Annotated in this window: 14 protein-coding genes; 10 read left to right on the forward strand and 4 right to left on the reverse strand. The window is 50.4% G+C overall.

Annotation, left to right across the window (positions count from 1 at the left end; genetic code table 11):
* Positions 1–24 precede the first annotated feature (24 nt).
* From AB4124_RS21425 to AB4124_RS21450, 6 genes are all read left to right on the forward strand, one after another.
* Positions 25–792, forward strand: coding sequence for an amino acid ABC transporter substrate-binding protein (locus tag AB4124_RS21425; protein ID WP_430131134.1), 768 nt, complete (start codon positions 25–27; stop codon positions 790–792).
* A 158-nt stretch (positions 793–950) separates the two neighbouring features.
* A complete protein-coding gene (locus AB4124_RS21430; RefSeq protein ID WP_076322039.1) occupies positions 951–1,610 on the forward strand; it encodes an amino acid ABC transporter permease in 660 nt (219 codons plus the stop codon).
* 15 nt (positions 1,611–1,625) lie between these two features.
* On the forward strand, positions 1,626–2,372 hold the full coding sequence (locus AB4124_RS21435; RefSeq protein ID WP_441974096.1) for an amino acid ABC transporter ATP-binding protein: 747 nt from the start codon (positions 1,626–1,628) through the stop codon (positions 2,370–2,372).
* 196 nt (positions 2,373–2,568) lie between these two features.
* Positions 2,569–4,062: an alpha-N-arabinofuranosidase gene (locus AB4124_RS21440; RefSeq protein WP_430131144.1), complete on the forward strand. Its 1,494-nt coding sequence runs from the start codon at positions 2,569–2,571 to the stop codon at positions 4,060–4,062.
* A 9-nt stretch (positions 4,063–4,071) separates the two neighbouring features.
* Positions 4,072–4,350, forward strand: coding sequence for a hypothetical protein (locus tag AB4124_RS21445; protein WP_441974097.1), 279 nt, complete (start codon positions 4,072–4,074; stop codon positions 4,348–4,350).
* 141 nt (positions 4,351–4,491) lie between these two features.
* Positions 4,492–5,733 carry an MFS transporter gene (locus tag AB4124_RS21450; protein ID WP_441974098.1) on the forward strand — a complete coding sequence of 414 codons (1,242 nt, stop codon included), beginning with the start codon at positions 4,492–4,494 and terminating at the stop codon, positions 5,731–5,733.
* Between the two features lie 219 nt (positions 5,734–5,952).
* Here AB4124_RS21450 and AB4124_RS21455 read toward each other — a convergent pair whose 3' ends face one another.
* Positions 5,953–6,345, reverse strand: a complete 393-nt coding sequence (locus AB4124_RS21455; protein ID WP_215153961.1) for a DoxX family protein — start codon at positions 6,343–6,345, stop codon at positions 5,953–5,955.
* Between the two features lie 130 nt (positions 6,346–6,475).
* The gene (locus tag AB4124_RS21460) at positions 6,476–7,390 is read right to left on the reverse strand and encodes an AraC family transcriptional regulator (protein ID WP_076322033.1); all 915 of its coding nucleotides are present in this window, start codon (positions 7,388–7,390) and stop codon (positions 6,476–6,478) included.
* A 191-nt stretch (positions 7,391–7,581) separates the two neighbouring features.
* On the opposite strand from AB4124_RS21460, the gene AB4124_RS21465 reads away from it, so the two are divergent.
* A complete protein-coding gene (locus AB4124_RS21465; protein ID WP_441974099.1) occupies positions 7,582–9,345 on the forward strand; it encodes a beta-galactosidase in 1,764 nt (587 codons plus the stop codon).
* Between the two features lie 86 nt (positions 9,346–9,431).
* On the opposite strand, the gene AB4124_RS21470 is transcribed toward AB4124_RS21465, so the two are convergent.
* Complete coding sequence (locus AB4124_RS21470) at positions 9,432–10,685, reverse strand: MFS transporter (protein ID WP_076322031.1); 1,254 nt, start codon at positions 10,683–10,685, stop codon at positions 9,432–9,434.
* A gap of 29 nt (positions 10,686–10,714) precedes the next feature.
* Positions 10,715–11,758, reverse strand: a complete 1,044-nt coding sequence (locus AB4124_RS21475) for an ROK family protein (protein ID WP_441974100.1) — start codon at positions 11,756–11,758, stop codon at positions 10,715–10,717.
* A 350-nt stretch (positions 11,759–12,108) separates the two neighbouring features.
* Between AB4124_RS21475 and AB4124_RS21480 the strand changes: the two genes are divergently transcribed.
* The 3 genes from AB4124_RS21480 to AB4124_RS21490 are packed head-to-tail and all read left to right on the forward strand — an operon-like array spanning position 12,109 to position 15,132.
* Positions 12,109–13,161 carry a LacI family DNA-binding transcriptional regulator gene (locus tag AB4124_RS21480; RefSeq protein WP_441974101.1) on the forward strand — a complete coding sequence of 351 codons (1,053 nt, stop codon included), beginning with the start codon at positions 12,109–12,111 and terminating at the stop codon, positions 13,159–13,161.
* A 25-nt stretch (positions 13,162–13,186) separates the two neighbouring features.
* A complete protein-coding gene (locus tag AB4124_RS21485) occupies positions 13,187–14,347 on the forward strand; it encodes a Gfo/Idh/MocA family protein (RefSeq protein WP_441974102.1) in 1,161 nt (386 codons plus the stop codon).
* Positions 14,348–14,400: 53 nt separating this feature from the next.
* A complete protein-coding gene (locus AB4124_RS21490; RefSeq protein WP_441974103.1) occupies positions 14,401–15,132 on the forward strand; it encodes a ThuA domain-containing protein in 732 nt (243 codons plus the stop codon).
* Positions 15,133–15,152: the final 20 nt, after the last annotated feature.

The raw sequence follows: 15,152 nt of genomic DNA on the forward strand, positions 1-15,152 counted from the left end.
AATGTCTACGAGGGGGATTTTTTGGTGAAAAAGATAGCATCCGTATTAGCAGGCTTCATGCTTTTATTAACCGTAGTCGGCTGTTCAAGCTCAGCAAGCGATGGCAATGAGCTGGTTGTCGGGATTGACGACAAGTTCGCGCCCATGGGTTTTCGTGACGAGAGCAATGAAATTGTCGGCTTTGATATCGATTATGCTCGTGCAGCCGCCGAGAAGATGGGCAAGGAAATCAAGTTTCAACCCATCGATTGGAAATCGAAGGAGTCCGAGCTTAGCAGCGGCCGTATTGATTTGATATGGAACGGCTATACCATTACTGATGAGCGCAAGGAGAAGGTGTTGTTCACTAAGCCTTATCTGGAGAATAGCCAGGTCGTCGCCGTGCTGGCTGATTCGGATATAACTTCGATCAGCGATTTGGCAGGCAAACAGGTCGGTTTGCAGTCGCTATCCTCAGCTGCTGATGCGTTAAGTGCCCACGAGATTCACACGCAGGTGAAGAAGATCAACGAATTTCCTGACAATATGCTGGCTCTGAGCGATCTGAAGAATGGACGCGTAGAGGCTGTGATCATAGACGAAGTCGTGATGAAATACTTCATGTCCAAGGAAGAGGGAACGTACAAGATTCTCGAGGAATCCCTGGCACCGGAGCAGTACGGCATTGGAGTTAAGAAAGGCAACGAGGAGCTGCTTCAAAGTCTGCAAAAAGCACTGGACGATATGAATGCCGATGGTACGGCAGCCAAGATTTCCGAGAAATGGTTTGGCGAAAACAAAGTGTTGAAGTAAGATGTTCCACAAGGATGGTTATTCATCCTTCCATAGGTATTCCAAGAAACCGGACTTTGACCAAAGGCTCCGGTTTTGTGTTCCCTGCTATGGGTCTACGATATCTTTGAAGAACTTCAAGCATCTCAAGAAGTTTTTCCATTAGGAGTTAAGAGTATATGAGTATGGATTACATCGTTCAAATCGGCAAACCGATGCTGGAGGGCGCACAGACAACGATCCTGTTGTTTTTAATTGCCATCCTGGTCTCCATCCCGCTCGGTTTTGTGTTCACATTAATGGTTCGAAGCGCAATCAAGCCGCTGGCTTGGTTGGCCAATGCCTATATTTATGTTTTTCGGGGTACGCCGCTGCTGCTGCAGCTGCTGTTCTTTTGCTTCGGTCTGCCGGTGCTGCCCGTGATCGGCGAGTATCTCGTTTTAGACCGTTTTGTAGCCGCAAGCTTGGCTTTTGTGCTAAACTATGCTGCTTATTTTGCGGAAATCTTCCGGGGAGGCCTTTTGGCGATTGATAAGGGTCAATATGAAGCGTCCAAGGTGCTGGGCCTAAACCGCTGGCAAACGACCACGAAAGTGATTTTGCCCCAAATGTTTCGCGTAGCCCTGCCGGCGGTATCCAACGAATCCATTACGCTGGTGAAAGATACGGCGCTGCTGTATGCCGTGGCGGTTCCGGAGCTGCTGCACTTCGCCTATACGGCGGTCAATCGCGATGTCACGATTATGCCGTTTTTCATCGCGGGTGTTATTTATCTACTGATGACGCTAGTGTTAACCATGTTATTTAAGTTTCTGGAACGCCGATTTAAATATGAATAGAAGGACTGTCGTATAATGGCAATTATCGAAGTAACCCATGTAAAAAAATCCTTCGGTCAGCTGGACGTGCTGAAGGACGTCAGCTTTGAGATACAGAAGAATGAAGTGATTGCCGTCATCGGACCTTCCGGCTCGGGTAAAAGCACCATGCTCCGGAGCCTGGTGCATCTGGAGGAGATCAATGGCGGATCGATCAAGCTGCAGGATCAATATCTCGTAAAGGATGGCGTGTATGTCAACCCGCCGCAGATCAAAGCGATCACAGCCCGGATGGGTATGGTTTTCCAGCATTTCAACCTGTTTCCTCATCTCACGGTACAGGAGAATCTGGGGCTGGCACCTAAACATGTGAAGAAACAATCGAAGGAAGAAGTTAGGTTAAACAGCGCAGCGCTTCTGCAGAAGGTCGGTTTATCTGATAAAGCGGATGTATATCCTGGAAATTTGTCGGGCGGGCAGAAGCAGCGCGTGGCCATTGCGAGAGCGCTGATGATGAATCCGGACATCATGCTGTTTGATGAACCGACATCGGCGCTGGATCCCGAGCTGACAGGCGAGGTGCTGGCGGTCATCAAGCAGCTGGCCGAGGAGCATATGACGATGGTGATCGTAACGCATGAGATGAGTTTTGCCAAAGAAGTGGCAGACCGAATTATCTTCATGGATAACGGACAGGTCGTCGAATCCGGCACGCCGGATCAAATATTTAACCAACCGAAGGCAGAGCGGACCCGGGAATTTTTAATTCGGGCGACGCGTTGAACAGTGACTGGCTCAGAGCCCGATCGCAAGATCGACTTTGGGCCGGTCTTTTTTTTGGCAAAAAATAGGGCTATTTTGTGAAAACGTTTAAATTACGGGTTGACGGAATCCAGTTTGGCCGATATCATTATTTTAAAGAATATTAAACCGTTTCATATAAACATCTACAAAACAAGAGCGAGGAGCGGAATAAGTCATGAGTCATGTTATTACCATTCATTCGGATGTATCCAAAGGTAAAATCAACCGCAATATTTATGGTCATTTCTCCGAGCATCTGGGCCGCTGCATTTATGAGGGCATATGGGTGGGTGAGGATTCACCGATTCCGAATACGGAGGGGATCCGCAATGATGTGCTGGAGGCGCTGAAACAGCTTAACATACCGGTGCTGCGCTGGCCCGGCGGTTGTTTTGCTGACGAGTACCACTGGAAGGACGGCGTCGGTCCGCGCGAGAATCGGAAGCAAATGGTCAATACGCACTGGGGCGGCGTTGTAGAGAACAACCATTTTGGCACGCACGAATTCCTGCGTCTTTGCGAGCTCTTGGGTTGCGAACCTTACATATCCGGCAATGTTGGCAGCGGTACCGTGCAGGAGATGTCGGAATGGGTTGAATACATGACTTTCGATGGCGTGTCGCCGATGGCTGCGTGGCGTCAGGAGAATGGCCGCGAGAAGCCTTGGAACGTGAAATATTTTGGCGTTGGGAATGAAAACTGGGGCTGCGGAGGCAATATGCGGCCAGAATATTATGCGGACCTGTACAGACGCTATCAGACTTATGTTCGCAACTATGGCGATAACAAGATTTACAAGATTGCCTGCGGCCCGAACGTCGATGATTACCGCTGGATGGAAACCGTGATGAGAGAAGCTCATCCGTTTATGGATGCCATCAGTCTTCACTATTACACGATTCCGGGCGAATTCTGGACCGGTAAAGGACCTGCTACCGGTTTCAGCGAACAGGAATGGTTCACCACGATGAAGAAGGCGCTTCATATGGATGAATTGATTACCAGACACTCGGCGATCATGGACCAGTATGATCCTAACAAGCGGATAGGCCTCATTGTAGACGAGTGGGGGACCTGGTTTGATGTAGAGCCTGGCACTAACCCGGGCTTCCTGTATCAGCAGAATACGATCCGTGATGCCTTGGTGGCGGGGTTAACGCTGAATATCTTCCACGAGCATAATGATCGGGTGGTCATGGCGAACATTGCTCAGGTTGTCAATGTCCTTCAGTCCGTCGTTTTGACCGAAGGCGAGAAGATGATCCTGACTCCGACCTATCATGTGTTTGATATGTATAAAGTGCATCAGGATGCAGAACGTTTGGCAACCAATTACAGCGGCGTCGATTACGAGATGGACGGCGAGAAGATTCCGCAAGTATCCGTAACGGCCTCGAAGGATCAAGCTGGCAAAATCCATGTGAGCCTGTGTAATGTGAGCCACACGGATCAAAGTGACGTGACGATTCAGCTTCGGGGATTAAACGGTGAGGTGTCTAAGATCGTAGGCCAGCAGCTTGCCTCCGATTCGCTGGACGCTCATAACACCTTTGAATCGCCGGAGACCCTGAGGCCAACAACATTCCATGCATTTGAACAGGAACGCGACGTTCTGCGTGCGAAGCTTGCACCGATGTCCGTTACCGTTCTCGAGATCACGGCAGGATAAACGAAGGTGATGGCGGATAATCGGTGTAAAGGTTGTCATGACGATTACCAGGTTAACGATGAACAAATTACACGCGTCCTATCATCTCCCATGTTTGCGTCTGACCGGTGCGTGTCGGATGGTGAGTATGACGCCCGTCTGCGTGCGTGCTTCTCTTGTCCAAAGCTGCAAGGGAACACGACGTGCACGCTGTGCGGCTGCATCGTACAGATCACTGCAAAGCTGAAAGACAAGCGATGCCCTTATCCGGGGCAAGACCGTTGGCCCGTTGCCAGTAGCGCTTCATAGCAAATTATAGTCAGGCCTGCTCTCATGGATGGATCGTGGGAGCAGGCCTTTTTAGTATGGGAGAACTTCCATTATCTTTACAGAAACTTGCAACCTATGTTATGACTATTAGAAAAAAGATCATCAGGATAGGGTGTGAACATGAAAAGAGGAGGCTTTCTATACTACTGGACCGCGCACTCGAGCATTTCGCTGGCAGGCGTTGTCTACATTATGGTACTGACTACCTTTATGTATCAAGAATCCGGATCGGCCTTTATTGCCGCGTTGTTCCCGCTGTTTAACGCAGTCGCACGGTTTGTCGCCGGTCTTACGGCTCCGCTTGTCATGGAGAAATTCGGCTTCTCCAAGCTTCTGGTAAGGCTTCAAGTCATGAAAGCTCTGTTGTTAACCGCATTGGTCATTGCATTTCCATCCATATCATCTCAGGTTTCCATACTATGTATGTTTATCTTGTTCATTGCTTTTACCGAAGGATGGGGAAACCCGCTCATCCAGTCCATGGTTCCGAGACTAGTTGCACCTGACCGATTGGTTAAGGCCAACAGCTCACTATCCGTGACCAGCCAATCCTTGCAGATTGCAGGATATACCTTTACGGGCTTTCTAGTTGTACGGTTTGGACATATGCCGACTTTAATCATGAGCTGTGTACTCATCTGGGTATCCGTCTTTTCCCTTTGGATCGCAGCGCGCTCCATGAAGGCGAAGGAACCGGCTGCAGCTGGACGAGCGAAACCAAGCTGGGAAGTGATACGTGAAGGCTGGTTCTACCTGTGGAGAAATCCTACATTAAGAATCGTCACGATGATGGATATGATTGAAGGGATTGCCGGAACCATCTGGGTAGGAGCGATCACGCTGGTGTATGTCAAAGAAGTGCTGCATCAAGGCGAAGCTTGGTGGGGATTCATTAACGCCAGTTATTATGTAGGCGCCATTGTGGGTGGGTTACTGATGCTGCTGCTGTCTTCCTTTATCCAGAAGAATCTGATTCCATGCATGGCCGTAGGTTCCGCGGTGTTCAGTTTGCTTACCCTATGGTATGGCCTGAACAGTATCCCGATCGTGGCTTTGATCCTGTGTATAGCAATGGGACCGGCCTATCAGCTGCGGGATGTGGCTCAGCAAACCGCGCTCCAATCCAGTGTAAATCAAGAGATGCTGCCGAAAATTTACGCTTCGCGTGATATCTTGCTATCCATTGTAACGAGTTTATCGATTGCTATAATTGGTCTAGTTGCGGATACGCTCGGCATTCGCATGGTGTACATTGTAGGTTCAATCTGTATTGCGATATCCGCAGGGTTGTCGTTTACGCTCCTGAGATTGCAAAGGAATTCGGCTTTAGAGGCAGAAACGGGCGGCAGCAACTTTTCATAACATGTTATAAAAAGAGCCGTACCTGGATCAGGATCATGGGAGACTGATCGTCAGGTACGGCTTTTTTTAAGATATAGAAACTTCGAAGGATCTGCTGCCTGATATCGCAAGAAAAACTACCGCTAAACGCGGTCTGTCCTCTTTGAGAGTACGTCGATAGACGTTTTTCTTAAATGAGGTCGTCGCGCCTCGGATTAACGGCGAGCCTTTGCGTTTGCTTTAGGCTTTGTTCTTCTTGCTAAACAATGAATCAACTGACAGCAGGCTGCTGCCGCTAAGGGCAAGGTGGACAGCCATTGCGAGCAGCGCTATATCCAATTCATAGCCATTTAGGAAACCCATGCCCAGCTTGGCCTGAAAAATAGCAACGACAAGCACGACGCCAAGAACAAGGGAGGCAATCCTTGTTCCCAAACCGATAATCAGTGCAATACCACCTACAATTTCGATAATGGCCACAACGGTTGCCATGAATGCGGGGATACCCAAACTTGCGAAAAAGCCCTCGATATTTCCGATGCCGCTCTGGAATTTATCCAAACCGTGAGCCAAAAAGATGACCCCCAGAATAACTCGAATAATAAATGTACCCGTAGAAGAATAACTACGCATGAATGGTAACAGCTCCTTGTTTTTAATTGTTATCAACTAACTTTTGTATAGCTGAAACTATAGATTGTATCATACTCAATTATGCTGTTAATTGTCAAGTAACTTACTAAAAATAATCAAATTCCACTATTTAGTGTCTGGGACGGTATTCGGTTGGCGACTGCCCAGTCCAGCGGCGGAATTGTCTTGAAAAATGGCTTGCTGAGCGAAAACCGAGTTTGTCTGCGATCGCCGTCATTGGCAGATGGGTCGTGACCAGCAGTTCCTTGGCTAGGGTGAGCTTTTGACGGCTGATATATTGTCTTGGCGATATTCCGTAAACCTGGCGAAACAGTTTGCTGCATTGGCTGCGGCTTAAATTAAGCTCTTTGGATACCGCTGCGACAGAGATCTCCTCTGTGAGTCCTGATGATAATTTCTCTTCAATGGCATGCGCCGCATCGGCAGCATGCAAGGAAGACGGTTTATGCGAGCCTGCTGCAGCCTGTGTCGACGAAGGCAGCTTGACTTCATCCTGCACCTTCAGAAGTGAAAGTACATCGTGGATGATGAGCAATGTATAGGACTGAAGCAGCAGCCTGTCTTCAAAGGTGAGATTGTATTCAGCTCTCGGGTTCTCCGGATGAAGCGAATGGGCTGCCGGCTGACTGCGCCGAACGATTCCCTCCAGCTCTTGAACGTATGCATTCAGATTGCTGTGCTCGCTTTCCTGCTGGCGAATGTGACGGTAAGGGGCGGCGGACAATAAACTCCGAATTTCCTGATCATCGAGATCAAAATGAACGTTGAAGTATCCATACGGCCCGCTCGCCAAATTGGAGGTTTGATGGGGCACTCCGGATTTGATCAGAAGCCATTCCCCTTGCCGCAGCGTAAAGGACTCCCGATGAATTTCCTGCAGGACCTCGCCTTCCAGACAGTACAGCAGCTCGAACAGATGATGATGATGCCTCGGATAACTCCATCCGGGTGGATGGGAATCAAAAAGGCATCCTGTTACTTGAAGGGTGTGAATCATATTAGGGAAGCGAAAAGCGATATCCATATGGGTCGGCTCCTTTGGCATCGAAAATTCCAGTGATTATGCCATATATATTATCATAATAGGAGCTTGCGATTCTGAATATTCAGCACAAAAGGTATAAAGAATGATCCATTTGGAGATTGAGCAGCACGAGCTTTTGATAGATGATGATAATAGAAAGCGAAATGATACGAGCAGGGAGGAAACAGGATATGAAAGCTCAATTGAAAGCGGTTAATCAACAGTTCGTGCTCGGGGATGAGCCGATCCAGATTCTGTCGGGTGCAATACATTATTTTCGGATCGTACCGGAATATTGGGAAGACAGGCTGATGAAGCTGAAAAGCTGTGGGTTGAACACCGTGGAAAGCTATATTCCGTGGAATTTGCATGAACCTGAGGAAGGACAATTTATGTTTGATGGTATCGCCGACTTGGAGAGATTCGTCCAAATTGCCGGCGATCTCGGGCTGCATGTGATCCTTCGACCAAGCCCTTACATATGCGCAGAATGGGAATTTGGCGGGCTTCCGTCCTGGCTGCTGCAGTATCCGGATATCCATCTGCGATGCATGGATCCGGTATATCTGGAGAAGGTTGACCATTATTATGATGAACTGATTCCGCGGCTGGTTCCGTTATTAACCTCCAATGGAGGTCCGGTGATTGCCATGCAAATCGAGAACGAGTACGGGAGCTACGGTAATGATACGGCATATCTGGAGTATTTGAAGGATGGCTTGATCAAGCGGGGCGTAGATGTATTGCTGTTCACTTCGGATGGTCCCACCGACGGGATGCTGCAAGGGGGAACCGTTCCAGGCGTGCTTGCCACCGTCAATTTTGGTTCAAGAACCGAGGAAGCTTTTGCCAAACTGCGGGAATATCGCGCAGAAGACCCTCTGATGTGCATGGAATACTGGAATGGATGGTTTGATCATTGGTTGAAACCCCATCATACCCGGGACGCGGAAGATGCTGCCGCCGTGTTCAAGGAGATGCTGGACTTGAATGCATCCGTGAACTTCTACATGTTTCATGGCGGAACGAATTTCGGATTTTATAACGGGGCGAATTTTCACGAGAAGTATGAGCCCACGATAACTAGCTACGATTATGATGCCCCTATCTCGGAGTGTGGGGATGTAACAGCTAAATACGAGGCCATTCGCAGCGCGATTGCGAAGCATCAGGGGAAAGAGCTCTCGGATTTCCCAAGTCTGCCTCAGTCCGTCAAGAAAAAGAGCTATGGTTCGGTTCGCATGACGCATTATGCCGACTTGCTGGAGCATCTGTCAGTTCTATCCGATCCGGTGAAACGTACGACACCTGTTCCGATGGAACTGCTGGGTCAAAGTTATGGCTTCATCGTTTACGCAACGGATATCTCCGGACCTCGTCAAGGAGAATCGCTGTATCTGCAAGAGGTGCATGACCGGGCACAGGTATTCCTGGACGGTAAGTATCAGGGAACGGTTGAACGCTGGAATCCCCAAGCCCTGCAGATCGATGTTCCGGCAGCCGGTGCTCGGCTTGAGATCGTTGTCGAGAATATGGGGCGTATCAATTACGGCCCGAAGCTGAAGGACTTTAAAGGGATCACTGAGGGAGTCCGGATGAACAACCAGTTCCTGTATGACTGGAGCATCTATCCTTTGCCGCTTGAGAATCCGAATGCGGCACCGTTTCAACCGCTTGCGGGTCCGCTTGAACAGCGGGATCGCCCTACCTTCTATCGGGGTGAATTCTCGGTGGATGACATTGGCGATACGTTTCTCCGCTTGGACGGATGGGGAAAAGGGGTCGTCTGGGTTAATGGATTTAACCTGGGGCGTTACTGGGAACAAGGACCGCAAGCAGCACTTTATCTGCCTGGACCGCTGCTGAAGCAGGGGCGCAATGAGATCTTGGTGTTTGAGCTGCATCATACCGAAACAGCAAGCATCGAACTTGTTGATCAACCCGACTTGGGTTAATGAGGGTGTGGGTAGACAAACGTTATTAATGAATAAAAGTGAGCCCTCTCGTACTCATGAGAGGGCTCACTTTAGTGTTCATAGGATTAAACCAATTGCTTACGAACTTTTAAATAACGGTACAGAATGATGCCGAAGAGTGAGCATAGGATGGCACACAATCCGATGAAGCCATAGCCGGCCTGCAGCCCGCGCAGCAAACCGAGCTCTGTTCCGCTGCCGTACATTTGCTTGAATCCGTTCGTGATTGCTCCGATCGCGTAATTGCCGATAACGCTGCCGATTCCCATCATGGTGACGATGAACGTAATCGCAGTGTCGCTCTCGTTCGGATATCTTTTGGCAATTAGAGCCATGACCGTCGGATAAATCGGAGCAATTCCAATGCCGGCAGCCGCAAACAGGAAGGCATAGGATTCCCCGCCAAAGATTGCGACAAATGTACATACTCCGGTCAGCGCGGACAGGATGATGATGGACAGCGTGAAGCCGATCCGATCCGTTATCGGGCCAAGCAGCAGGCGTGCTGCCGAGAAGCAGAGGAAGAAGGCGGACAGCATCCCGGCTGCAGCCGTAGGTTCCCATTTGTACGATTTTTCAAGAAAGTTTACGAGCCAACCGCCAACGGCCATCTCCGATACAACGCCGAAGGAAAGAATCATGACGACCAGCCACAGCGCAGGATCTTTAACTAATAACTTGAGCGGAGTTCGTTCCGTTTCGGATAGATCGTCCCCGGGAAACTTACTCATGAGTGCCGGGATCATCGGCAGTACGGATAACATCAGCATGGCCAGATACATACCCCGCCAGTCCAGCGTGTAATTAAACACGCTTACGGTCATGAGGCCGGATGCAATCATTGGTGCCACGGTTGAGCTAATTCCGTAGAAGAAATGGGACAGGTTCATCATCGTGCCTGTGTTTCGCACAAAGATCCGGGCCGCCAATATGGCGAGGCCGATCTCCAGCATGCCGTTTCCAATGTACATGAAGAAGTAGGACGCGGTAAACATTGGGTAGCTGTGGGACAGGAAGATGAACACACCCGAGAGAGCCATCGAACCGAAGGCAGCCATGCTGACCCACTTGATCCCGATCTTCCGGGTTAACAGCGCGGTGAAAGAGCAGGCAATCAAGTACCCGAGCGCGTTCAGCGATAGCAAGGTACCGATCTGCATTTCATCCAGGTTGAAGTCGAATTGAATTCTTGGAATGGCGGGTCCCTTTATATTTTCCGATATTCCGAAAATGATAAAGCCGAGAAAGATGGTTGCCAAATGAAGGGTGTAGTCTTTGCTGAATTTAGGTTTTGCTTTCGTTTGAAGGTCTGTATTCACGGTTATTCCCCAATCGTCATCGTTGAATTTTACATTGCACTAGTATCGGATATCATCATATCCAGAGCAAGCCGCTGCAGGCCGGCTATATAGTCATGTTCCCACTCGCGAAGCAGCATTTCGGGCAGATGCCGCTCCGGTACGTAGGCGGAAGCCCGGTCTTTAACGGAGAGCAGGGTGGAGGGCAGAAGGTTATGCTCACACCACAGAATGGCATCCGGATTGAGAATCGCGGTGAAGGCGGCGCTTAATCGGCTTAACGCATCGATTTGCTCCTCATCCGGCTCGATGAGACTGCTCATGACGGAACTTTTACGGTCCAATACATCATGAAAATTGTTGTCTTTGCTCATCGGTACATAGCCGATCTCACCCGTGAAGAACGACCTGCCCCGAACGACGTTTCCGTTGATCAGCAGTCCCGCCCCCGGTCCATTATGTCCGAGATACACGTATACCAGGGAAGCCTCCTCCGAGCGGCTCAGATTCTGATAGCCAAGCACGGCCGCATTCATGTCATTCTCCACGATGACAGGAATGGAGAACAGGTTCTCCAGGTAAGATTTGAGGTCGTAATCTTGGAATGTCCCGTACAGCGGTACGTGAAAAATGACGCCATCTCGCACCGCAGCCGGCATGCCGACCGCAATCGAGCGGATCTTCGGATAACGATGGATCCAGCTTCCTAGCTGGGAAGCCAGCGCTTCCGGTCCAAGCTGGAGTATGCCGTCTTCAGCTTTCCTTTCGATCAGATCGCCGTTCCAATTAAAAATGGTATATACGCTCTGCTCCTTCTCATAATAAACGGCGAGACCCAGCATATAGTCCGGGTTAAAAGCGTAGCGGTTTGCACGCCTGCCGCCACTGGACTCATCCAGTCCGAGCAGGGTGACCTCGCCTTCCTGCGCCATCTGTTCCAGAACTTTGCTCACTGTAGGAAAGCTGATGCCGAGCCGATCACTTAGCTCCGCTTTGGTTCCACTGCCGAGCTCCAGCAGGGAAGAGCGGAGCGCGCGCCGCACGGCGTATTTCATGGATTGCGGTGTGGGTAAAGCTTCTTTGCGCGTTGTCATCACCACTTCCTCACCTTTTTAAACGAGTTTAATAAGTGTCTGGAGATGATTATTGCATATCTCAAATGATGGTGCAAGAACAATTTTGCTGCATGAAATCGGAGGATATCTGGAGGACAGAAAAAGAACGTTCGCAACAAAGGATAAGGGATGCGGACGCTCTAATTCTAGAAGCAGTATGAGATTATCGCAGAAGCATGATGGTACCGCCGAGGATCGGCATCAGGATCATGGAGAACCGCAGCAGCGTTTCTTGGCGCCCTATTATACATGAAATTAGATTAAGGCGGTTGACAACAGAAAGGCTCCATGAGAAAATGTACGCGCGTACATAAATTGCAGGAGGCTTGATGAATATCGCTAGTCGTAAAGAAGTTGCACAGCTTGCCGGCGTTTCGGAAGCAACGGTATCCCGTGTACTGAACGGGGTCGGACCAATCAAGGAGGAGACCAAGCAGCGGGTGCTGGAAGCGGCGGATCAGCTCGGGTATACCCCGAGTGCGCTTGCCCGAAGTTTTGCCCGCCGAAGAAGCGGTAACCTGGGCGTCGTCATGCCCTATCTGCCGAAGGCTCGTATATTCTCCGCTTACTATTTTTCCGAAATATTGAGCGGTATTGGCAGTAAGGCGTTGGAGAGTCAATATGACCTGTTGATGCTGTTCCGCGAGCCCGGCGGTTCGATGGACTACTTGAACCTGTTCCGAACCCAGAAAGTTGATGCCTGCATTATTCTGGGCGCCCGGGATGATGAAGGCGAACGTGCGGCCATCAAACAGCTGAGCGAAGCGAATCAACCCTATTGCCTGATTAATCAATACTTTGACGGCGAGGCGTTTCACGTTATGGATGCCGATCATGTGGATGGAAGCTATCAAGCGGTTCATCACTTGACGCAGGAGGGATTCCGGAAGATTGCTTTTCTGAATGGGCCGCCTCAGTATTCCAACAGTCGCGACCGGTTGAAGGGGTACGCCCGGGCACTGAATGAAGCGGGAATCGTGCTGGATGAATCCTTGCTGTTCGAAGGCAACTTCAGCCGCAAAAGCGGTTATGCCGCAGCCGAGTTAATCGCCGGGAAGTTGGACCGGATTGAAGCCGTATTTGCCGCCAATGACCGCATGGCGATTGGACTTCAGCAGGGACTGCGGGCATTAGGCATTTCAGAAGAACGAATGCCTGCCTTTGTCGGGTATGACGATTCGGATGCCGCCGAGCTGTGTACTCCGCCGCTTACCAGCGTGAGAGTTCCGTTCTATGAACTGGGATGCCTTGCTGCGGAGCATGTGCTTCGGATGCTGGAAGCCTCCGATTTGCCAGAAGGTAACGTAACGAACGCGGTGCTTCATCGCCAACTTTCAACTCGCCTGGTAATCCGTACATCTTCGCTTCATCGAAATCAATGAACCCTTATTCAAGGAGGAATGAAGGATGAAACAATTACGTGTCGGCATGATTGGTTATAAATTTATGGGTAAAGCCCACAGCAATGCGTACCGGAGCCTCCCGATGTTTTTTCCGGAGGCGCTGAAGCCAGAAATGGTAGCAATCTGCGGCCGTAATGTGTCGGCCGTTCAAGCAGCGGCGCTTCAGCTGGGCTGGAGTGAAAGCGTTACCGATTGGAAGGAGCTTGTCCATCGGGAAGATATCGATCTGATCGATATCAATGCTCCAAGCGATGCCCATAAGGAGATTGCCATTGCCGCGGCCAAGGCGGGCAAGCATATATTTTGCGAGAAGCCGCTTGCTTTGACCCTGGCGGACGCCAGAGAGATGCTGCAGGCAGCGCAAGAAGCGGGAGTCACCCATATGGTCGGATTTAACTATAGATTTTCACCAGCCGTAAGACTGGCCAAGAAGCTGATTGAAGGTGGAAGATTGGGTCAGATCTATCATTTTCGCGCCTGGTTTTTGCAGGATTGGATCATGGACCCGCAGTTTCCGCTGGTATGGCGGTTGCAGAAGGAAGTGGCCGGATCCGGATCGCACGGGGATCTTGGAGCTCACCTGATCGATCTCGCCCATTATCTGGTCGGCGATATGCAGGAAGTGATTGGAATGAGCGAAACCTTTATCAAGGAGCGTCCTATTGCCAGCGAGATGACCGGGTTAAGCGCAAAAGGAAGCACAGGCGGTCCCATGGGGAAAGTGACGGTAGATGACGCTACGCTGTTCATGACCCGCTTTGAGAACGGGGCGCTGGGCAGTTTTGAGGCGACCCGCTTTGCTGCGGGTCACCGCAGCACCAACTCCTTCGAGATCAACGGCAGCTTGGGCAGTGTTAAATTCGATTTTGAACGGATGAATGAGCTGGAGGTTTACTTTACATCCGACGCTGAGGATGTTCAGGGCTTCCGCCGCGTACTCGCAACCGATCCCGTTCACGATTATATGGAAGCATGGTGGCCTCCGGGACATACGATTGGTTTCGAGCACACCTTTACGCATGAAATTCTGGAGCTGTCGACCGCTATATCCGAGGGAAGGCAGCCTATGCCCAATTTCGAGGATGGCGTGAAATGCCAGGCAGTGCTGGAAGCCGTGGATAAATCCATTGAAGAGCGCCGCTGGGTGCAGCTGTCGGAAATGTAATCAAGTCATTCGGCCAATCTTGGCCGGACACATAAAAAAGGAGTGCTATCATCATGAAAAAGGCTTTAATTGTATGGGGCGGCTGGGACGGACATGAACCCGAGCAGGTTGCCGGCATATTCGCGGAATTGCTTAGGGATGAGCAATATGAGGTAGAAGTATCCGGCACGCTGGATGCTTTTAATGATGCAGAGAAGCTTCAATCCTTGGATCTGATCGTGCCGGTATGGACGATGGGCGAAATATCGAAGGAGCAGGTGGAGAACGTATCGCTTGCCGTACAGAAGGGAACCGGTTTGGCGGGCTGCCACGGCGGTATGTGTGATTCGTTCCGCAACAATGTGGATTGGCAGTTCATGACAGGAGGAAACTGGGTTGCGCATCCAGGCAACGACGGCGTGAAATACCGGGTTGAGATTAAATCGAGCTCCAGTCCGCTGGTAGCAGGAATGCAGGATTTCACGGTGGCCTCCGAGCAGTATTATCTGCATGTGGATCCGGCCGTTGAAGTGCTGGCAACCACTCGTTTTCCAGTTGCGGCCGGACCGCACCTGCTTAACAAAGCGGTCGACATGCCAGTGGCGTGGACGAAGCGCTGGGGATATGGACGGGTCTATTACAATTCCCTCGGCCATCATGCCGATATCGTCGATATGCCGCAGGTGAAGGAAATGATGCGCAGGGGATTGCTCTGGGCTGCTGAAGGCAAAGCGTTGTATTCGGGTTCGGACATGAGTGTGTTTACGGAAGGTCAAAGCTACACAGGCATGGGAGACAGCCAATAAGGCAGAAGGAGACTTGGATC

The sequence above is a fragment of the Paenibacillus sp. 2KB_20 genome (assembly GCF_052115765.1).
In the GTDB taxonomy this organism is placed as follows: domain Bacteria; phylum Bacillota; class Bacilli; order Paenibacillales; family Paenibacillaceae; genus Paenibacillus_AQ.